Origin of the sequence: Kitasatospora sp. NPDC059747 (genome assembly GCF_042732955.1) — a bacterium.
GTDB lineage: Bacteria > Actinomycetota > Actinomycetes > Streptomycetales > Streptomycetaceae > Kitasatospora.
In genome coordinates this window covers 16,780-35,738 of the sequence record NZ_JBHWGV010000073.1, presented here as the reverse complement: position 1 = coordinate 35,738, position 18,959 = coordinate 16,780, and the positions used below count along the sequence as shown (strand labels likewise).

At 71.1% G+C, this 18,959-nt stretch carries 17 protein-coding genes; 6 read left to right on the top strand and 11 right to left on the bottom strand.

The window, feature by feature from the left end:
• Positions 1 to 368 precede the first annotated feature (368 nt).
• Complete coding sequence (locus ACFV4G_RS28020) at positions 369 to 719, top strand: cupin domain-containing protein (RefSeq protein WP_380444884.1); 351 nt, start codon at positions 369 to 371, stop codon at positions 717 to 719.
• 153 nt (positions 720 to 872) lie between these two features.
• Positions 873 to 1,952 (top strand): response regulator transcription factor, encoded by a 1,080-nt coding sequence (locus tag ACFV4G_RS28015; RefSeq protein ID WP_380444883.1) that lies wholly within the window; start codon positions 873 to 875, stop codon positions 1,950 to 1,952.
• On the opposite strand, the gene ACFV4G_RS28010 is transcribed toward ACFV4G_RS28015, so the two are convergent.
• The 6 genes from ACFV4G_RS28010 to ACFV4G_RS27985 form a co-directional block, all read right to left on the bottom strand.
• The gene (locus ACFV4G_RS28010) at positions 1,949 to 3,529 is read right to left on the bottom strand and encodes a CocE/NonD family hydrolase (RefSeq protein WP_380444882.1); all 1,581 of its coding nucleotides are present in this window, start codon (positions 3,527 to 3,529) and stop codon (positions 1,949 to 1,951) included. The genes ACFV4G_RS28015 and ACFV4G_RS28010 overlap by 4 nt on opposite strands.
• Positions 3,530 to 3,637: 108 nt before the next feature.
• Positions 3,638 to 4,171: a GNAT family N-acetyltransferase gene (locus tag ACFV4G_RS28005; protein WP_380444881.1), complete on the bottom strand. Its 534-nt coding sequence runs from the start codon at positions 4,169 to 4,171 to the stop codon at positions 3,638 to 3,640.
• A gap of 262 nt (positions 4,172 to 4,433) precedes the next feature.
• A complete protein-coding gene (locus tag ACFV4G_RS28000) occupies positions 4,434 to 5,021 on the bottom strand; it encodes a hypothetical protein (RefSeq protein ID WP_380444880.1) in 588 nt (195 codons plus the stop codon).
• A 52-nt stretch (positions 5,022 to 5,073) separates the two neighbouring features.
• Positions 5,074 to 5,826, bottom strand: a complete 753-nt coding sequence (locus ACFV4G_RS27995; protein ID WP_380444879.1) for a DUF998 domain-containing protein — start codon at positions 5,824 to 5,826, stop codon at positions 5,074 to 5,076.
• On the bottom strand, positions 5,813 to 6,568 hold the full coding sequence (locus tag ACFV4G_RS27990) for a trypsin-like serine peptidase (protein ID WP_380444878.1): 756 nt from the start codon (positions 6,566 to 6,568) through the stop codon (positions 5,813 to 5,815). The genes ACFV4G_RS27995 and ACFV4G_RS27990 overlap by 14 nt, the downstream gene beginning before the upstream one ends.
• Positions 6,569 to 6,645: 77 nt before the next feature.
• A complete protein-coding gene (locus ACFV4G_RS27985; RefSeq protein ID WP_380444877.1) occupies positions 6,646 to 7,680 on the bottom strand; it encodes a hypothetical protein in 1,035 nt (344 codons plus the stop codon).
• A gap of 448 nt (positions 7,681 to 8,128) precedes the next feature.
• Here ACFV4G_RS27985 and ACFV4G_RS27980 point away from each other — a divergent pair, with 448 nt between their 5' ends.
• Positions 8,129 to 9,646, top strand: coding sequence for a peptide MFS transporter (locus ACFV4G_RS27980; protein ID WP_380444876.1), 1,518 nt, complete (start codon positions 8,129 to 8,131; stop codon positions 9,644 to 9,646).
• A 77-nt stretch (positions 9,647 to 9,723) separates the two neighbouring features.
• Here ACFV4G_RS27980 and ACFV4G_RS27975 read toward each other — a convergent pair whose 3' ends face one another.
• The gene (locus ACFV4G_RS27975; RefSeq protein WP_380444875.1) at positions 9,724 to 11,925 is read right to left on the bottom strand and encodes a tetratricopeptide repeat protein; all 2,202 of its coding nucleotides are present in this window, start codon (positions 11,923 to 11,925) and stop codon (positions 9,724 to 9,726) included.
• Between the two features lie 677 nt (positions 11,926 to 12,602).
• On the opposite strand from ACFV4G_RS27975, the gene ACFV4G_RS27970 reads away from it, so the two are divergent.
• Together ACFV4G_RS27970 and ACFV4G_RS27965 are read left to right on the top strand one after the other, a co-directional pair.
• Positions 12,603 to 13,769, top strand: a complete 1,167-nt coding sequence (locus ACFV4G_RS27970) for a sensor histidine kinase (RefSeq protein WP_380444874.1) — start codon at positions 12,603 to 12,605, stop codon at positions 13,767 to 13,769.
• A 132-nt stretch (positions 13,770 to 13,901) separates the two neighbouring features.
• The gene (locus tag ACFV4G_RS27965) at positions 13,902 to 14,567 is read left to right on the top strand and encodes a response regulator (protein WP_380444873.1); all 666 of its coding nucleotides are present in this window, start codon (positions 13,902 to 13,904) and stop codon (positions 14,565 to 14,567) included.
• A gap of 6 nt (positions 14,568 to 14,573) precedes the next feature.
• Here the strand turns inward: ACFV4G_RS27965 and ACFV4G_RS27960 are convergent, their stop codons facing one another.
• A complete protein-coding gene (locus tag ACFV4G_RS27960) occupies positions 14,574 to 15,185 on the bottom strand; it encodes a signal peptidase I (protein WP_380444872.1) in 612 nt (203 codons plus the stop codon).
• A gap of 98 nt (positions 15,186 to 15,283) precedes the next feature.
• Positions 15,284 to 15,937, bottom strand: a complete 654-nt coding sequence (locus tag ACFV4G_RS27955) for a hypothetical protein (RefSeq protein WP_380444871.1) — start codon at positions 15,935 to 15,937, stop codon at positions 15,284 to 15,286.
• A 260-nt stretch (positions 15,938 to 16,197) separates the two neighbouring features.
• On the opposite strand from ACFV4G_RS27955, the gene ACFV4G_RS27950 reads away from it, so the two are divergent.
• Positions 16,198 to 17,076 carry an LLM class flavin-dependent oxidoreductase gene (locus ACFV4G_RS27950; RefSeq protein WP_380444870.1) on the top strand — a complete coding sequence of 293 codons (879 nt, stop codon included), beginning with the start codon at positions 16,198 to 16,200 and terminating at the stop codon, positions 17,074 to 17,076.
• 71 nt (positions 17,077 to 17,147) lie between these two features.
• Here the strand turns inward: ACFV4G_RS27950 and ACFV4G_RS27945 are convergent, their stop codons facing one another.
• Positions 17,148 to 17,456: a GntR family transcriptional regulator gene (locus ACFV4G_RS27945; RefSeq protein WP_380444869.1), complete on the bottom strand. Its 309-nt coding sequence runs from the start codon at positions 17,454 to 17,456 to the stop codon at positions 17,148 to 17,150.
• A gap of 384 nt (positions 17,457 to 17,840) precedes the next feature.
• A partial coding sequence (locus ACFV4G_RS27940) for a peptidoglycan-binding protein (protein WP_380444868.1) occupies positions 17,841 to 18,959 on the bottom strand: 1,119 nt, incomplete at its 5' end.

The window sequence follows — 18,959 nt, the reverse complement described above, 5'->3', positions numbered from 1 at the left end:
CAGTACCGCCGGGCCCGAGGGGTCGCCGTGCAGCCGGCACCTCCGTCCGGCCCGGCCCGGTCTCGGATGCCGCCGGATCCGGGGCCGGCGTGGAGAACGGGGAGCCCACGGGTCCCTGCGGCTCGACGAGCGGAACGTCGACCGCGGCGTCGGCGTGGGAGAACGGCTGGGCGAGCTGGCGGCGTAGTGGACGCCCGGAATGATCGATCATCCTGACAGGATGTCACCGATCTTCGTCGTTCGTGCCCGCTCCATGCCACGCCGCCCCTCGCCGGGGACGGGACACCCGCCCGGATTCACGACCGTTCGGCACCTCGGGGTGTCCCCACTAGGATCGGTGCCTTTGGGATCTCGCGAGGAGAGCCCACGTGGAGTTGTTCCGGTTCGACCGTGCGGACAAGGCCATTGACCGCTTCGACAGCGTGGGCGCGACCGCCGCTCAGGTCGCCGCAGGACCGGGATCCGCCCATCTCACCTATCTGACCATCGGGCCGGGAGGGACGATCGGCTCCCATCCCGCTCCGGTTCGCCAGGTCTTCCTGGTGATCACGGGCGAGGGCTGGGTCTCCGGTCCGGACGGGCACCGGATTCCCGTGTCGGTCGGCGACGGTGTCCGCTGGGAGCCCGGCGAGGACCATGCGTCCGGCACGGACACCGGTCTCACCGCCCTCGCACTGGAAGGCCCGTCCCTGGACGTGCACCTGCCCGACCCGTCGTGACCTCGTCACCGGACCGGCGACGCACCGAGCACCACCTGGAGCGCCGCCTCGGCGCGCCCCCGACTGGCCGGAACCACGCCCGTCGGGAGGAGGAGTGGGGGCCCGCCGATCGGCGCGTGGTCAGGGCACGAACCGGGTGTTAGGTTCCGCGTCATGGGGTTACGGAACGCGCGGGCCGCCGCCGAGGCGGGTGCCATCGAGGGGCTGCGGGAGCTCGCCGCGGCCGCCCTGCCGACCGACCGGATCTTCCGGGCGGCGGACGAACTCCTGCGCCCGGTGCTGGAGTTCGACGCCGTCTGCTGGCACACCGCGGACCCGGCCACCGGGCTCGTCACCTCGGTGCAGAGCGAGGACCTCAGCCTCGCCGCGTACGACCACGCCGTCCAACTTGAGGTGTGGACGGACGACTTGGCGACGTTTCCGAAGATCCGCCGGGCGGGCCGCCGGGCCGAGACGATCAGCCACGCCAGCCAGGGCCGGCCCGGGCGCAGCGTCCGCTATCGCGAGCAGATCCGCCCGGCCGGGTTCGGCGACGAGCTGCGCGCCTGCTTCGACGCGGCGGGCGGCATGTGGGGCTGCGCCGCGTTCATGCGCGCGCCCGACCGCGGCCCGTACCCGGCGCGGCAGCGCAGGTTCGCGGACCTCGCGGCGCGGCACCTCGGCAACGCCCTGCGCGCCTCGCACGTCCCGCCGTCCGGTCGGGTGGATGAGGATGGTGACCGCGCGCCGGCCGTGATCGTGCTCGACCGGGCCAACCGGCTCCTCGCCCTCTCCGGCCCCGCCGAGGACCTGCTCGCCCGGCTCGCCGACCCGACGCCCACCGCGCTCGACGTGCCCACCGCCGTCGCGATGGCCGCCGAGCACGCCCGCCGCGCGGCCCACGGGCTGCCCGCGTCCCAGCTACCGGTGCGGGTGCAAACCCGCGACGGCCGCTGGTACGTGCTGCACGGCTCCGCACTTCGCGGCGCGGGTGTGGCGGGCCAGGCGACGGTGGTCGCCTCCCCCGCCACGCCCGCCGAGACCGTGCCGCTCTACCTGGCCGCGTACGGGCTGACCGCGCGCGAGCAGGAGGTGGCCCTGCTGCTCGTGCGCGGCTGCGACACCCGTGAGGTGGCGCGGACGCTCGCGATGGCGCCGTACACCGTGCAGGACCACCTCAAGTCGGTGTTCGCCAAGGCCGGGGTGGCCAGCCGGCGGGAGCTGGTCGCCCGGATCATGCTGGGCGGCGCCTAACGGACCGGGACGGAGACGTCCGCCGGGCCGAAGGTCACCGTGCTGCCCTTGGGCGTCTCGCCGCCGTACAGGCCGTCCCGGGTGCCGAGCACGAGCGCGAGGCGGTGGCCGGCCGGGACGTCGTAGGCGGTGGGGAACAGCGTGACGTCGAGCGGGAAGGGCTGCCCGGCCGGGCGTCCGGCCCAGCTCTGCGGGGCGTGCGCGACGAGGCGGCCGACACCGAGCGCGTCCACGTCGTACAGGTACGCGACGGCCGTGCCCTGCGGCGCCGAGCTGGTGACGGTGGTGTGCACGCGGACCGCGCCGCGCACCCGCAGGCCCTGCCCGTACGGCTCCGACTGGCGGACGGCGGCCGCCGAGCGGTCCAGGAACGGCACGACGACGGTCGGCGGCTGGTGCAGCCACTGGTCGATCATGCCGGAGAGCAGGACGACGCCGCCGCTCGCGCCCGAGGACTCGTCGCCGCGCACGGTGGCGCTGCCGTCGAGGCTCAGCCGCTCGGTGCGGGAGCTGACGGAACTCCAGTCCGGGTAGGCCTCGTGGGCGCCGGACGGGCGGACCTCCAGGTCCACGCCCTGGGGGCCCTGCGAGCCCGCTGCGCCCATCAGGTAGTGGTCGAGCCAGCCGCGGGCGTTGTCCCAGGTGGCGTTGGAGAAGCCGAGCAGGCCGGTGAACTCCTGGCTCGCATGGTCGCCCGGGCGCAGTTCGAGGCGCTTGGGGACGGTCAGCCGCTGGTAGAAGTCGGCCATCTGGCCGGGGTTGAAGAAGCTGTCGTTCCAGCCGTTGGCGAGGTAGATCGCGGCGCCGTTGGCGTTGATGCGGTCCAGGTAGGTGGCCGGGGAGCGGACGCCCGCCCACTTGATCACGTCGGGCAGGTCGTGGTCGCCGAACAGGTCGTCCAGGGCGGTCGCGAACTCCGGGCTCTTGCGGCCGGTCAGGTGCTCGATGTTCTCCAGGCGGGTGGCGGCGGCGGTGTGCCGGGTCTGCCCGCTGTAGAGCGCGTCGGTCAGGTCGGCCCAGCCGCTCAGCGAGGCGACGGCCTTGATCCGCGGGTCGAACGCGGCGCCGAGGAGGGTGAGTCCGCCGCCGAGGGAGAGCCCGATCATGCCGACCCGGCCGGGGTCGGCGGAGGTGTTGGCGAGGGCCCAGTCGATCACCGTCGAGATGTCGGCGACGTCCTTGGGCCCGGCGACGTCCACCTGCCCGCCCGAGCCCCAGAACCCGCGCACGGTGTACGTCACGACGACGTACCCGGCGGCGGCGAACTTGTGCCCCTGGGCGACGTACTCCAGGTCGTTCTGCCCCCAGCTCGCCGGCTGCACCACGACCGGGTACCGCCCCTGCGCGTCCGCCCCCGGTGTCCCGGCCGGCGGGGTGAACACGTCGGCCTTCAGCACGACCCCGTCCGAGGCGGTGATGCTCGCCAGCCGGAACCCGCCGAGCGCCGACGCCGACGCGGCGGCCGCGGGGGCGGCGACGGCGGCCGGCGCCACCGCGGCCCCCGCCCCCAGCCCGAGCGCCACGACGAGCGCGACGCTCACCGCCCGGTGTCCGCCACTGCGGTGGGGTCGTGCCATCACGCTGTTCTCCCTACTGCTCACAACATCCGATCGCAGGGAGCCTAACGATCTGACGCCGCCTCAGACGAGACGATGATCAGCCAAACTACTGGCCGGTAACTCATCTCACCGCGGCACACCACCACCACGCCGGACCCACTTCAGAAGCGTCTCCGGTTCACCGTGGTCGAGGTCGACCTCGGTACCCGCGAAGAGGAACCCGGCACGTCGGGCCACCGCCTCACTGGCCGCGTTCCCCTCGCCCGTCCAGATGACGACCTGATCCGCCCCGGCGTCCAGGGCCCAGTCACTCAGCGCGCGGACGGCCGCCGTCGCAGCTCCCCGGCCCCGGGCCTCCGGAAGGAGGGCGTAGAAGACCTCCGGATGCTCGCGCGTGACGATGATGCCCGCCGTGCCCACGGACTGGCCGTCGAGGCGGACGGCATAGCGGCGGCTGACGCCGTCGCGGCTGCGGGCGTGCCCGAGCTCGATGCGTTCGCGGGCCTGCTGTTCGGTCATGTCGGCCCGGTAGAAGGTCCAGCGGACCACGTCGGGCACGCGGGACAGCTGCTGCTCCAACGGCCAGTCGGCGAGCTGCAGTTCCAGGAGCTCGATGCCGTCGGCCCGAAGGGCGGTGGGCGGGAGGGGGTTCAGCGGCATGGCGTGGTCAGCCGTTCGGTCGGGGGTCGGTGTCGACGGCGATTCTCGCAAGGGCGCGCGGGACGTCGAGGAAGAGCGGCGCGTTCAGCCAGGCGAGGTGCCAGAAGGAGATGTCCATCCTGTGACACCCCCACCCGCGACCAGTGAGCAGCAATCAGTAAGGAACCACCATGACATCAGGCTTGACCACCGCGACGGTCGGCACCGCCAGCGGGACGCCCCACCCCCGTCAACTACTGGCCGGCAACCTCTGTCGAGACCGTCATGCCGTTACGCCCAGCGCGGCGGAGGCCTGGACGAGGGGAACCGTCTTCATGTCCTCGGGCATGCCCGCGCCCTGGACGGACATGACGGTGACGACCCGGTACCGGCCGGGATCCGTGGCCACGTCCTTGAAGCTCGTACCGGGGCACGCCCGGTCGATGGTCAGGTGCTCCTCGTAGGGCTCCTCTCCGACGCGATAACCCAAGGCGACGGTGGCAGTGGGACCGTCGCCGCGGTGGGGCGTCTGCGTCGCGACGATCTTCCCGTCCTTGACGAGGAGTGCGGTGGGTGGGACTCCGATGAACGGCAGCGTCAGCATCTCCGCGGGGTCCTTGGCCGTGATCCGGTAGGTGACGGCGATCCCGGTGTCATCGAGTTCGGCGCGGGGGAGGGTGAGGTACACGTGGTCGCCGGCGAGGGACTCCGCACGCGGCGGGGCGATCGTGGTCCCGCAGGCCAGGGTCCGTTGCCGACGCTCGTCCGGTGGCGCTGTCGGGACCGAGCCATCGAGTGTCGCGACGGGGGCGCTGCTCGCGCAGTAGGCGGCGAGGATCAGCAGGGGAGTCAGGTACAGGGCTTTCTTCAAGGTCGTTCCTTGGGTTCCAGTGATTCATGCCCAGGCCGGGCCGGTGTCCATGTCAGCGAGAGGCGGGTTCGACCGCCTGACGCCTGGTGCTCCAGGCCAGGCTGATGAGCCATGCGGCCACGATTGCCACGTGCGCACGCTGGACGAGCCCGTGCAGACTGCTCTCGTACGCCGACAGCGCGATGTCGACGAGCAGCAGGCAGCAGCTCAGAACGCCCAGGAACGACTCCCTGGGGAGGCCCCGACGAAAGCGGTACGTGGTGGGCGCGAGGCGGTGCGCAATCCACATGGCCGCGAGGAACGCGGCCTCCACCAAGGTGCTCAGGGCAACGTGCGTCAGGGCTTGCGAGGGCAGGAGACCGTTGAAGCCCAAGGTTTCACACTCTTCCTCCAAGGAAGGGGAGCACTCCATGGGGGACAGGACCGCGCACACACTCGTCATGACACCGGCGCCGAGGAGCGTCAGCCAGAGGAAGGTCCGTGCCCAGCAGACATGTTGGGCCGAGGAGAACAGTCTGGCGATGCAGCCGTACGCGATGAGCGCACCCGCTGCGGCGTCGCACGCGGCGAACAGGGATCGGGTCGGCTGGCCTTCTGCGGCGAGTTCCGAGATGAAGGAGCGGCCAGGAGGAAGACCCGTGACCACGAGGTTTTCGAGCGGCCACGCGCTGTAGAGCACCGCACCGGCGATCAGGAGGGCCGTCGCGCCGTCCCACTGCCGCAGGCCCAGCGCCGGACGGGCAGATCCGCGGCGCGGCCCGACGGCATGGAGGGTCGGGTTGGCGGAAGGTTCACTGCCGGCCATGGGTCGCCTCGACGTAGAGTTCCGTGAGCGCCTCGCCGAAGACCGGACTGTACGTTATCCAGTCCACCGGCCCTCCCCCGCCCTTCCCCCCGGTCACTCCTATGACCTCGCCGGTCATGCCGTCGAAATTCGACAGCCACGGCCCTCCGGAGACCCCGCTGGCGTAGCCGTCGCAGCTCATGCGCAGGTACCGGCCTCCAGGGAGCGTGCCCGTGCCCGCAGTGCACCTGACGGGCAAGTCGGCCGGATTCTTCCGGCGCCAGGGGTATCCGATGACGGTGACAGGGCCGTCGTGATGCCACGAGCCACTCCGCAGGGAGTTGGCTCCCGTGACCGTAGCGATCGGGGCACCTGCCGAGTTCGGCCTCAGCCGCACGAACATGAAGTCGAACTCCTCACCCTCCGGGGTGCGGGAGAAACGCGGATCGGTCCAGGTCCTATCCACATCCCAAATACCAAAAGGCTGCCCGGAACTCCCCTCGGCCCCGTCATATCCCGGAATGAACCGCGTTTTGCCGGCCTGAACGCCACAATGGGCGGCAGTGATGACGATGCCACCCCCAGGACTCTCGATCACAGCACCCGTGCAATTGTGCTCCTTGATATCCCTGCCGCCATCGACGAACACCCCCACGCTGGATATCCCGCCAAATCGTTTGGCGACCTTGATCGACTCATGGGTCACCAGGGCGGACATCCCGAGGAGAACGAATATCGATGTGACCACCGAGGCAGCGACCACGGCGACATGCCTGGGGCCGGAAGTTCCCGCCCCAGGCATCAGAAATCACGTCCCACGAATAGATCCAGAGATCTCTATCAGGGGCGGGGCTTCGACAGCTTCACTTCCCGACCCAGGCCCTTGCTCGAAGTGTCCTGGAACAGGGAAAGTCCGCCGTTGGGCCACCGGAGGAGGAGATCGTCCCGCAGATTCGTCGGCTTCCCCTCGGCCTGATGGTAGTTGCCGATCGCCATCAGGCCGCCTTCCCATTCGTGGTCCCCGGCCGGCCGAATGAACGACTCGGAGTGGAGGCCCTTTTCGACGGAATAGTCGTAGACGCTCACCCGACCGTCGCTCCAGCGAACCATCAGGTCGCTCATGCTCTTGTCGCCGGTTCCGTCGAGGTGCCCGGCGGCGACGGTCCTGGTCGCCCTCCACTTCTTGTCGGGCGCCCGAAGCTGACCCTGCTCGCCGAATCCCGCAGCGGTCAGCCCGTAACGGGTGACCTCACCGTCCGTCCAGAGGACCACGAGATCGTCCAGACCCCCGTCCTTGTGGAACTTCCCGGAGGTGATGCTGACGACGTTGTTGTGCCAGACCCCCTCCTCACCCGCGGGCGGGGCGATCTGGATCTCCTCCTTCAGCTTGTGACCGGTGGAGACGTTCTTGAACAGCGAAGCGGCTCCGCCCCGCCAGCGCACGAACAGGTCATTGCTGCCGGAGCCGGTGAAATTGCCCGCAGTGATGGAGACGGCATCCTTCCAGCGCCCCTCCGAGCCGGGCTCCGCCAGCTTGTGGACCTTCGAGAGATTCCCGTCGGATTCGTTCTGGTAGAGCAGGACCTGTCCGTCCTTCAAGCAGGCGACGATGTCATCGGTGCGCCTTTCCTGCTGCTTGTCCGAGTAGAAGAAACCCGATGTGACCTTCCCGGCCTTGCCCCAGTCCGCCTCACCCACCGGATCCTTCGCCCCGTTGAGGCCCGCCGATCCGGCGCCACAGGTCTGCTTGTCGATCGGGGCCTCCCCCAGGCCGTCGGAGGACTTGCTCCCGACAGCATGCGCCGTCCCCGCCACTCCGAGCATCGCCGCAGCAGCCGCTGCCGCCGCAAATGAAATACGTCGAATCATCGCCATGAATGTTCTCCCCCAATGGGAACTGACGGTCGGGATCCATATTCCGACTGATCCCGATTGCTTCGGCCGACTCTATGCAGAGCAACCTCGGGGCGTCTACAAACCAAATAGGGCGAGTGGGAATCCAAAGTTCATTGACCGATTACCGATGGCGTACAGGTCTCGACCCGTCCCCAACCAGCCACCCGAAGCCGTGCAGGCGACCCGCCGGTAGTCAACGTTGGTGCACGGGTGGGCCCCTGGTGCACATCGAAAGGGCATCGGGCGGGGACGATCGGCGACTGTCGCGGCCCGCGCGTGGCGGCCTAGAAATGAGGGGCCTGTGGGCGATCCGGGCCCTCCGGGACGAGACGCCCAGGCGGCCGGACTCCGTGCCGGCCCCCGATCCGTCGCAGGGGTGCAACGCCCCCACGCGCGACCAGTGAGCAGCAATCAGTAAGGAACCACCATGGCACCAAGCCTGACCAACGAGACGGTCGGCACCGCCAGCGGGACGTCCCACTCCCGTCAACCCCGTGGCCTGGCCACCCTGTTCATGACCGAGATGTGGGAGCGGTTCTCCTACTACGGCATGCGCGCCCTCCTCGTCGTCTACCTCATCTCGGGCGGGCCGGACTCCGCGGCGGGCAGCCAGGGCGGTGGCCTCGCCATGAAGATGGCGACCGCGACGGCCGTCTACTCGGTGTACGTCGGGATGGTCTACCTCATGGCCATGCCCGGCGGCTGGCTCGGCGACCGGGTCTGGGGCGCCCGGAAGACCGTCACCGTCGCCGGCGTCGTGATCATGTCGGGCCACTTCCTGCTCGCCCTCCCCGGGCAGGGGATGTTCTTCTCCGGGCTCGCGCTCGTCGCCGTCGGCTCGGGCATGCTGAAGGCCAACATCTCCACGATGGTGGGGCACCTGTACGACGGACCGGCGGACCCGCGCCGGGACAGCGGCTTCACGCTGTTCTACGTCGGCATCAACCTCGGCGCCTTCGTCGCGCCCTTCGTCATCGGCACCGTGGGCCAGGAGTTCAACTGGCACCTGGGCTTCGCCCTGGCCGGCGTGGGCATGGCCCTGGGGCTGCTCCAGTTCCTGCTCGGCACCCGGCACCTGAGTGCGAAGAGCGACGTCGTACCGAACCCGCTGAGCCCCCAGGAGCGCTCCAAGCTCCTCGCCACGGCGGCAGCCGTCGCGGGTGTCGTCGCGCTCTTCTACACGGGCGTGGTCATGGCCGGCGCGTTCACCCTGGAGTGGGCGCTCCTCCCGCTCTCCCTGGCCGGTCTGCTGATCCCGGTCGGCGTGCTGGTCCGGATCAAGCGCGACAAGGAGCTCTCGGACACCGAGCAGGCCCGGATGAACGGCTACATCTGGTTCTTCGTCGCCGCCGCCGTGTTCTGGATGATCTACGACCAGGGCGGCTCCACGCTGGCCACCTTCGCCGAGGGCAAGTCCGCGAACACGCTGCTGGGCTTCGGTTTCCCGTCGACCTGGTTCCAGTCCCTGAACCCGCTGTTCGTCCTGGCACTGGCCCCGCTCTTCGCCTCGCTGTGGATCGGGCTGGCGCGCCGGGACCGCGAACCGAGCACCGTCGCGAAGTTCGGCCTGGCCCTCGTGCTGGTCGGCGCCTCGTTCTTCGTCTTCGCCGTGCCGCTGGCCGTGGCCGGCCCGGACGAGAAGGTGAGCCCGATGTGGCTCGTCGCGATCTACCTGGTCCAGACGGTCGCCGAGCTGTGCCTGTCCCCCGTGGGCCTTTCCCTGACCACGAAGATGGCGCCGGCGAAGTACGGCTCGCAGATGATGGGCGTGTGGTTCCTCGCGGTCACCGCCGGTGACTGCGTGGCCGGTCTGCTCTCGATGACCGGTGTGAACCTCAACGGCACTCCGGCCATCGTCGGTCAGGCGGCGCTGGCCGTCCTCGCCGGCGTCGCGATCCACCTGGGCCGCCGGACCGTCCGGTCCCTGATGGGCGACGTGCGCTGATCTACCGGGCGCGAAACGGCTGCGGTCCCAAACCCGACCCCGGGGGGTGGGACCGCAGCCGTTCTGTGTCCGGCAGGTCAGCCTTGGTCGTCCCGTGCGGACTCCGGCGCGGACTCCGGCCGGGCGACGAGGACGGGACCGCGGGTAAGGGCGTCGAGACGGGCGCGGATCCGCTCGGCGTCCGGGATCCCGAGCCGGTCCGCAACGCCGAGGGCGCTGCGCAGCCAGATCTCGCCCTCGGCCTCCGAGCCCTCCTCGCACAGGCCGATCCCGGCGCCCTCCAACGCGAGCATCTCCTGGTACGGGAGCGGCAGTTCGCAGGCGAGGTCGCGGGCCTGCGCGTAGTGGGTGTGCGGGTTCGACCAGCCCGTCTCCGCGAGCAGCCGGCCCAGCAGGTTGAGCGTCTGCGCCTCCGCGCCCGGATCCTGGAGGTCCCGGCACAGGCTCAGGGCGCGCCACAGGCTCTGGAGCGCAGGCTCGTAGGCGCCGGTGGACCGCTGGGCGTCGCCGAGCACGGCGAGCGCGCGGGCCTCGCCGGGCCGGACGCCCAGCTCGTGGTAGCCGGCCACCACCCCGGACAGCCATTCGACCGCGACCCGGGAGCGACCGGCCGCGTGGTCCAGCCGGGCCAGCCCGAGGAGCGCGTCCAGCTCGGCCCGCCGGCGGCCCCCGTCGCGGTGCAGCTCCAGCGCGGTCGTGAACTCCCGTGTGGCCAGGTCGCTTTCGCCGAGCGCGAGATGGGCGTCCCCGAGCAGCAGCAGGGTGTCCGCCCGTCCCTCGTCGTGGCCCAGGACCCGGTGGATCTCCAGCGCCTCCCCGTGGCTCCCCAGGGCCGCCGCGTACTGCCCCATCAGCTGCTGCATCCGTCCCAGCGCCGACAGGGCATCTGCTTGGCCGAGCCGGTCGCCGATCGCGGCATAGAGGTTCACGGCCTCCCAGTGCCGGGCGGCGGCGGCCTGGTACTGCCCGGTGAGCTCGCCGACGACGCCCAGGCCGAGGCTGGCGTCGGCCCGGCCGGGGCGGCTGTTCAGGAACTCGGACAGCTCCAGCGCCGGCTGGAGGTTCTGGGTGGCCTGCGTGTGATTCCCCAACGTCCGCTGGGCGCGGGCGAGTCCGACCATCGCGGTGATCTGGCCGTGGCGGTCCCCGTCGGCGAGGTGGAGGTGCAGCGCGGCCTGGTGGGTCTCCACCGCGCTCTCGTACCGGCCCTGCGCCTCCTGGACCAGGCCGAGCCCCGAGAGCGCGTACGCCTCGCCGGTGCGGTCGGCCAGGCCCCGGTACAGCTCCAGTGCCTGGGAGTACCGCTCCTCGGCCGCCGCCTGCTCGCCCGTCAGCCCGTCCAGCTCGGCCAGGTTGAGGAGCGTCTCGGCCCGGCCCGGCCGATCGCCGAGGAGGACGGCGCTGTCGAGCGCGAGGTGGTGCAGGACGCGGGCCTCCTGCCAGTGGCCCCGGCCGCGCAGGTAGGCGTGCAGTGCGGCCGGCAGGTGGACGGCGTGGGCGTGGCGGCCGTGCCGGATGGCAAACTCGACGGCGGCCTGCAGGTTGGCGCACTCACCCTGCATCCAGGCGATCGCCCGCTCCGGGATGGACAGGTCCGGGGCGCGGTCCGCGCCCGGCGCGAGCCGTCCGGCCGCGAGGAGGGGGCGGCGGGCCAGCTGGCGGTCGGCCGCCGTCGCGCAGGCGAGGTAGTGGTCCAGGAACCGGTTGATGGCCGCCGCACGGGTGTTGGGGCCGTCACCGAAGGCCAGCACGCGGGCCGGCTCGTGCAGCAACCCGGGCAGTCGGTAGCGTCCGTGGGCCGATTTCTCGACGAGGTGGCGCCCGGCCAGGCCGTCCAGCAGGGCCCCGACCGTGGCCGGATCACTGTCGACGAGGGCGGAGGCGGCGAGGACGTCGAAGTCCGGCCCGGGAACCAGCCCGATCCTCCTGAGCAGACGCTGCTGCGGAAGCGCCAGGTCGCGGTACACCAGGTGGAACGCGGCGGCCACGACGGCGGGGACGGTAGCGGGCACGGCGGGTGTGCCCGTCGACTGCCGTGCCGTGGCGTCCAGTTCGGCGCTGAAGCTGCCGAGCGACCAGAGCGGCCGGTCCCGGAAACGGGCCGCCGTCAGCCGGACGGCAAGCGGGTGGTACCCGCAGCGGGCCACCGCCTCGGTCACCGCCGGGTCATCCTCGGCGAGCCCGGCCCGGGCGGCCTCGGCGACGAAGAGCCGGGCGGACTCCCGGGCTGCCGGGGTGTCCGGCACACCGGGGAGCCCGGGGAGTCCGGGGAGTGCCACCGCCTCCGGGCCACGATCGGGTGATGTCCTTGCCCGGCTGTCGGGTCGGGGCCTGGGCGGGCGTCCGGACGCGAGGGTCACGGCGGCCCGGACGAGGCCGGTGCTGCGGGTGCGAAGTCGGCGGATGCTCATGGGGCTTTCTCTGCGGAGTGGTCGTGCCGGATCGGCGGAGGCGGACGGAGGTCAGCGGGGGCGGACGAAGGTCAGCGGGGCCGACCGACGGAGAGAGAGCCTCCGCTCTCCTTCGCGCCAGGGGTAGGCAGCTCGGTCGCCTCGGCGGACCGGAGGCCGGCCAGGATCCGACGGAGGACGGCCTCATGGGCGGTCCATTCCGCGGGAATGTCCTCGGGCAGGACGGGAATTGCGGGCACGGGGATTCCTGTCTTCGGAAGGGTGATCTCTCGGGCGCCAATGATCATGCCTGTGCCCATCCGTCCCGGCCACGGCCGAAGGTGGTCGGAAACGCATCCGGAGTTGTGAATTGCATTGCCATTCGTGCATGGAGAATCCGGCGTCGCCACGGAATACTTCCCCGCTCCCGCTGCACCCTGCCGATGATCGAATTCCGCCCGCCGAGACGCCGCGGCGGTCGAGAGTCCGCAGCGATCAAGCAGGAAAACGTCTAGAATCGTCATCTTTCGCCCGAATCAGCCGCATTCGATCAAGGACCGCCCCCCGTGACGCTCTCCATCGCTCCGGACGCCTTCGAGCGCTGGTACACCGCCTTCACGAAGCCGGCCGGCCGGTCCCGGTGGACGCGCGCCGACCTGCTGATCGTGGGGCTGGTGGGCATCGGGTCGGTGAACAACGCCCTCAAACCGACGACCGGCCTGCTGTGCGACGTCGTGCCCAGCCTCGCGGTCGCCCTGGTGGTGACGGCAGGCTTCCTGTGGCGCCGGCAGGCCCCCCTGGCGGTCACGGTGCTAACCCTCGCGGGGCTGGTCCTGGACGGTGCCCGCACGCCGGTCTTCCTCGCGCTGTTCAGCCTCGCCAGGTTCCAGCCGCGGCACCGCGCGGCAGTCATCACAGCCGCCGGCGTGCTGTCCGTCCCGCTGAAGGCGCTGCTCCCCGGCCGCCCCGGGGAGTCGTTGACGAACGACCTCCTCACCGCGGCCTTCTACGCCTTCTTCCCGGTCGTCTGCGGGCTGGGCGCACGGGCCTACGAGCACAGCATCGTCGCCCTGCGCGAGGAGCGCGAGCGCCGGGTGGCCCAGACCAGGGCGGAGGAACGCGTCCGGCTCGCCCGCGAGATGCACGACGTTCTGGGGCACCGCATCGCGATCATCGCCATGCACGCCGGAGCCCTCGAATTCGTCCCCGGCGTGAAGCCGGAGAGCCGACAGGTGGCGCGCGCCATCGGCGACACCGCCCGCGCCGGCCTGCGGGACCTGCGCCAGGTGCTGGGCGCGCTGCGCGACGGCGACGACTCGGTGATCGCGGGCCACTGCCTCTCCGACCTGGAGAAACTGGTGGCCGAGGCCCGCTCGTCCGGCCTGCCCGTCACCCTCGCCACGAACGTCTTCGGCCCCGTCCCGCCCGAGATCGCGCTGACGGCGTACCGCACCGTCCAGGAGTCGCTCACCAACGTCGTCAAGCACGCTCCGGAGGCCAGGACCGAGGTGCGGGTAAGCACGGCGCACGGCAGGCTCGAAACCATGGTGCGCAACGACCCCTCGCCGGTCCCCGCCCGGCGGATCGCGGTGGCGGGCGACGGCTTCGGGATGATCGGGCTGCGGGAACGCCTCTCGCTGCTCGGCGGGGACTTCCACGCCGGGCCGACGGACGGGGGCGGCTGGCGGGTCGTGACGTCGGTCCCGCTCGACGACCCGGCGGCAAGCCCGTGACTCCGGTGAGTCCCGCGAGTCCCCACTTTCGGCGGGCGCACCATTCACTTTCGTGAACATCCGCCGTGCGACCCTCGGAGATCTTGATCCGGAGCCCCTGACGAAACGGGGACGAACCCAGAGGAGACGGCAGTGATCCGCGTGCTTGTAACGGACGACGAGCCGCTCGTCCGGTTCGGACTGCGCGCGCTGCTGGACGCCACCGACGACATCACCGTCGTCGGCGAGGCCGCCGACGGGGCCACGGCCCTCGCACAGGCCCGGGCCCTGGCGCCCGACCTCGTGCTGACCGACCTCCGGATGCCCGGCATGGACGGGATCACCGCCACCAAGCAGCTGCTGGCCCTGCCGAATCCGCCGATCGTCCTGGTCCTGACCACCTTCGACACGGAGGAGGGCGTCACCGAGGCCCTCCAGGCCGGCGCCGCCGGCTACCTCCTCAAGGACGCCCCGCCCGAGCAACTGGTCGGCGCGATCCGGCTGGTGGCGAGCGGCGGCACGGTCCTGGCCTCGGCCTCGGCGGCCCACCTCGTGAACGCCTCCCGCGACCGCTCCGACCAGGCGGTCCGAGTCCCCCCGGACCAGCGGCGCCGCCTGGAGAAGCTCAGCGAGCAGCAACGCGAACTGCTGCGCCTGGTCGGCGGCGGCCTGTCCAACGCGCAGATCGCCCAGCGGATGTACCTCGCCGAGGGCACCGTCAAGGCGTACGTCTCGCGGCTGCTCACCGCGCTCGCCGTCGAGAACCGGACCCAGGCCGCCATCCTGGCGCACAACGCGGGGCTCCTCGACGGGGAGTAGAAGACCTCACGCTGCCGGGACGGCCACCCCGGACCGCCGGGAACCGGTCCAGCAGCCCCGCAGCAGCAGAACGTACAGCGCCACGGCGACGGCCAACGGCCCCCAGTCCCCGTCCTCGGCCCAGGTCCAGGCCTTACCGGCCCACGGGACCGCGACCGTGACGATGCCCGTGAACTCCCCGGCCCTGACGAGCAAGGGGTCCGGATCGGGGTTGGCATCGCCCTTGGTCCGGTAGGCGGCACCACCCTCCAGACGCTCCACGGCACGGTGGGTCGTCGGGCGGCCGTCGTGCAGGGGGTCCTTGAACGAGATCACCGCTCCACCGCCGATCTCGCCGAGGTCCGCCGACCGCGTGACCACCACATCGCCCCTGCTCAACGCGGGCCTCATGGAGTCGGAGACCACCACGGACGGACTCCAGCCCCACACCAGCGCCGCCAGGGGCATCAGCACCAGGCTCGTGACCAGCGTGACGACCGCACGGCAGAACGCGACGCTTACGACGGCCCACCAGCTCTCGGTCTCCTCATTGGCCTGCTCCTGCTCTACGTCGTGCTCCTGGGCCTCCGGCTCCTGAGCACTCGCTCGCCCCTCCTCCGGCTTCGAATCGCCGTTCACCCCGTACGCCTTCCTGCTTTTCTGTCGGTGTTACCTCACCTCGCGGCGGCACCTCGCTTCCTAGCCGGGCGCCGCCGCGAGGGTGGAGGGGTGGGGTACTACACGGCGTCGATCTCAGCGCCGAGGTCGAACTTCAGACCGGAGTTCTCGGCCTCTGCCGGGGCGTTGTCGGCGAGCTTCCACTCAAGCGTGACGTCAGCCTTGTTCTCGGGGGCGTGGACGTTGTTCCGGTCGAGCTTCTCCCGCCGCAGGTCCGTGCGGCCCATCTTGTTCTTGTCCGTGTTCGTCATCTCGTACCACGCGGCGAGGGTCTTCTGCTCCTCCGTCGTGTGGTTCCCCTGCTTGATGGTGATCTTGAGGTACAGGTTCTTGGCCAGCTCGGACTGCGAGGGAATGATGACCGGCTTGCCGTGGCCCTTCGTGATGGCGATGTCCTTGAGCACCACCTGGCCCCAGCTCTCCTTGCCCTCCGACTTCTTGGGCTCGTAGGTGTAGGTCACCTTGGCGCTACCCGGCTTGCCGGGCATCAGGTTGGACACCTTGACGACAGCGTCGGTGCCCTGGTCGCTGCCGACCTTGGACTTCGTCCAAGAACCCGACTCGATCGTGTTGTCCTTGTTCCACGCACCGGCCGACACCGTGGCGTGGGTGGCGCCGAGCACCATCGCCCCCGCGGCCAGGACACCGACCGGCACGGCCGCCAGCTTCGTCCAGCGCTTGGCAGTCTCGGTGCGCCGGTTGTTCATCGTCATTGAATTGATCTCCGCTTTTCGGATTTCTGCGAGCCGGCCGGGTCGGCCGAGCACCCATTGATCAAACCCCGGTCGGGCGAATCCAAAGTGGACCGGCCGGGCAGCGAAAGTGGCATTCCCCGGTGTTACCGTCCTTCTGCGCCCATTCGACCGGGAAGCGCCATGAATAACACCGTCCGCACACCGGAGTGGAATTCCTCGCACGCGGTGCGGGACGGGACTCCACGGCTCCGCGACCCGAAAGGCTCCCCTCAACTCCGATGGAACTGATCGTCGATGATCAGGCGCCGATCCACGTGTCGGGCCGCGAGCACGCGTTGACGGGCACGGCGGCCGCCGCTCAGGAGGCCGTCCGGCTGGCGCTCGACTGCGAAGAACTGGGCTGGGACGGCTACTGGGCCGCCGTCGACCCCGGCACGGTCCGTCACTCGCACATGCTCACCGCCATGGCCTCCGCGGCCGCCACCATCACCGGATCCATACGGGTCGGAACCGGATTGGTCCTGCCCGAGGACGGAGGCCCGGTCCGCGGCGCCGCCGGCTTCATGTCGCTCGCCCACCTGCACCCGCGGCGGACCGATCTGATCGTCGCCACCGATCCGGACGCCGCTCACGGCACGCCTTTCCCGGGCCCCCGGCTCACCACGTTGCTCGCCGCCCTCCGCTATGAGGAGGCACACGGCTCCCCCACCGCTTCACCGCGGATCTGGCTGACCGGACAGCGCGCCGAGGACGCCGCCGTCGCGGCGGCGTACGGGCTCCCGTTCTGCCTCGGGCTCCCCGCCGATCACCTACCACGCCCGGACTTCCTGGACCACTACCGGAAGTTCTGCCGCACGGAGGCCGGCCCCGGGGCACCGCGCGTCGCGCTGGCGCTGCGGATCGCGTGCGCCGACAACCCCGACGAGGCCGCCGCGCTGCAGGCCCTGCTCGCCTGGGCGGAGCCGCCTACGGCCACTGCTCGGCCTCGGACGCTGGTCGGCACGCCCGACCGGATCAGGCCACACCTGGCCTACCTGCTCGACCTGTACCGGCCCGACACCCTCGCCGTCTCCACCCCGTGCCCGGACCACGCGCTGCGCATCCGCTCGTACACCCTCGTCCAGGACCTCGTCACGGGCCTGCGCCCCGCCCCCTGAAACGCAAACAGCTGAAATCTGAGCAGCTGAAACGCGAACAGCACCCCTGCCCGGGGTGCTGTTCGCGGCGGTCACGGCCGTTCCTCGTTGACGTAGGTGCCCGGCGAACCGGGCCTGACCACCAGCAGGTGCTGTTCGATCAGCGCCTCGACGGCCTGGTTGACCACGTCGAAACTCACCCCGTACGCCTCCGCGAGCGCCCGCCGCCCGGGGATCCGCCCTCGCAGGCTGCGCGCCTCGATGCGCTCGCGCAGATCCGCAGCCACGCCCAGCCACGCCACCGATCCGGGGGGCTGCGGCAGGAGCCAGGGTGGTCGCCGGAGCAGGGTGACCGCAGCCCGCCGGACGAACTCCGCCGTGGGGACGGGGATTCGGTACAAGCGAGCGATCCGCCCGACCGCCGGGACCCGCTCGGGCGACCTGGGCCGGGGCAACCGATCGACCAGGTCGGCGGCGAGGTCCCGGTACTCGGGCCGCCTCTTCGTCCGCTCCGACCGGCCGACGTCATCGCACATCTCTTCCTCGATCCCTGTCGATGGTTCAGGCGGGTCGGTCCCACCGTGCATCGATCCTGGGTCTTCACCGAATCCCCCGGTAGACCGGAAAGTCGCCGGGGGGATGCACCAAAGTGAATCGAGGAAACCGCCGACCGGTACCCGCTCAGGGGCCCTCGATGCGCTCCACGATGAGGCTCGGTCCTACGTGTCGAGGACAGTGCCCGGGCCACCGTCCACACACGGCTGACCCGGCATCACGCATTCACCTCATCGGAACAGCAGTCGCCACGTGTGCTCCCCCGGGTATCCGTCCGCGTCGGCGCCGTGCCAGCCCTGGTCGGCCTGGAAGGCCTGCACCGCGCGGCGGTCCGACTCGCTCCAGGCAGGCCCCGGGCCCTGTCGGTAGTACCGGCCGTAGCCCTTGGCCACCAGTTGCCTGCCGAGGAGCGCCACGTGGTCGTTCCGCTGGCCCGGCCTGAAGTGCCCGGCCCCGGGAAATGCCGGGGGCCGGTTCGCGGGGTGGTCGGCGGGGCGGTCCGCGCCTGGTCCGATGTCCTTGCCGCGTCCCTCGACGAGCAGTCGCCAGGTCTGCGCCCCGGGGATTCCGTCGGCGGCCGCCCCCGACCATCCCTGCGCCTGCTGGAACGCCCGGGTGGCATCACTGTCGGGACGGCCCCAGCGCGGGCCGGGCCCGTGCTGGTAGAAGCGCCCGGCGCCGCGGCCGATCAGCATGGTGCCGAGCCTGGTGACGTCCGCATTGTCGGCCCCGGGGCCGAACCGTGCCGCGCCCGGGAAGGCACGATCGGAACCGTCTCCTGGTGCGTCCTCCTCCTGGACACCGTTGTAGCGGTACGGGATGTAGGACGACCCGTGCGAGGTGTACGCATAGGGAATGGTCCGCTTGACCGCACCACGCCCGCCGGCCTGCTCCAGCACCACGTACCGCGTGTGCTCCCCGTCGGCCCAGCCGCCGAACAGCACCACGTGCGAACCCCGTTGGGGGTTCGCGGTGTTGTGGAAGAGCAGCATGTCCCCCGGGCGCAGCTCCGTCTTGGTGATGCGGGTCGCGTACTGGTGCAGGTCCCCGGTCCAGTGGCTGCCGGGCAGGGACCACGCCATCGAGACGAAGCCGGAGCAGTCGGTGCGGTAGCCCTGGCGGTAGCGGTTCATGCTGTACGGGACCTTGGCATCGATCCAGCCCTGGGCCCGGGCCAGGATCTGGGCGCGGGTCAGCCGGGGTGCAGCGGTCGCCGCGGAGCCGGTGGAGGGACTGGGCATGCCCTGCGGGGACAGCGAGCCGTCGTCGTGGCCCCGCGGGGTTTCCTCGGGGGCCGGCGGGGGGGTGCCCCCCCCCCCCACCGCCTCGGCGGGGCCCGCCCCCGCGGA

What these genes read in the sequence shown, in the direction of transcription:
- ACFV4G_RS27950 (WP_380444870.1), top strand. Translation starts at nt 16,198, where the DNA reads ATGGAACTGATCGTCGATGATCAGGCGCCGATCCACGTGTCGGGCCGC.
- ACFV4G_RS28010 (WP_380444882.1), bottom strand. Translation starts at nt 3,529, where the DNA reads ATGGCACGACCCCACCGCAGTGGCGGACACCGGGCGGTGAGCGTCGCG.
- ACFV4G_RS27985 (WP_380444877.1), bottom strand. Translation starts at nt 7,680, where the DNA reads ATGGCGATGATTCGACGTATTTCATTTGCGGCGGCAGCGGCTGCTGCG.
- ACFV4G_RS27995 (WP_380444879.1), bottom strand. Translation starts at nt 5,826, where the DNA reads ATGGCCGGCAGTGAACCTTCCGCCAACCCGACCCTCCATGCCGTCGGG.
- ACFV4G_RS28005 (WP_380444881.1), bottom strand. Translation starts at nt 4,171, where the DNA reads ATGCCGCTGAACCCCCTCCCGCCCACCGCCCTTCGGGCCGACGGCATC.
- ACFV4G_RS27980 (WP_380444876.1), top strand. Translation starts at nt 8,129, where the DNA reads ATGGCACCAAGCCTGACCAACGAGACGGTCGGCACCGCCAGCGGGACG.
- ACFV4G_RS27955 (WP_380444871.1), bottom strand. Translation starts at nt 15,937, where the DNA reads ATGACGATGAACAACCGGCGCACCGAGACTGCCAAGCGCTGGACGAAG.
- ACFV4G_RS28015 (WP_380444883.1), top strand. Translation starts at nt 873, where the DNA reads ATGGGGTTACGGAACGCGCGGGCCGCCGCCGAGGCGGGTGCCATCGAG.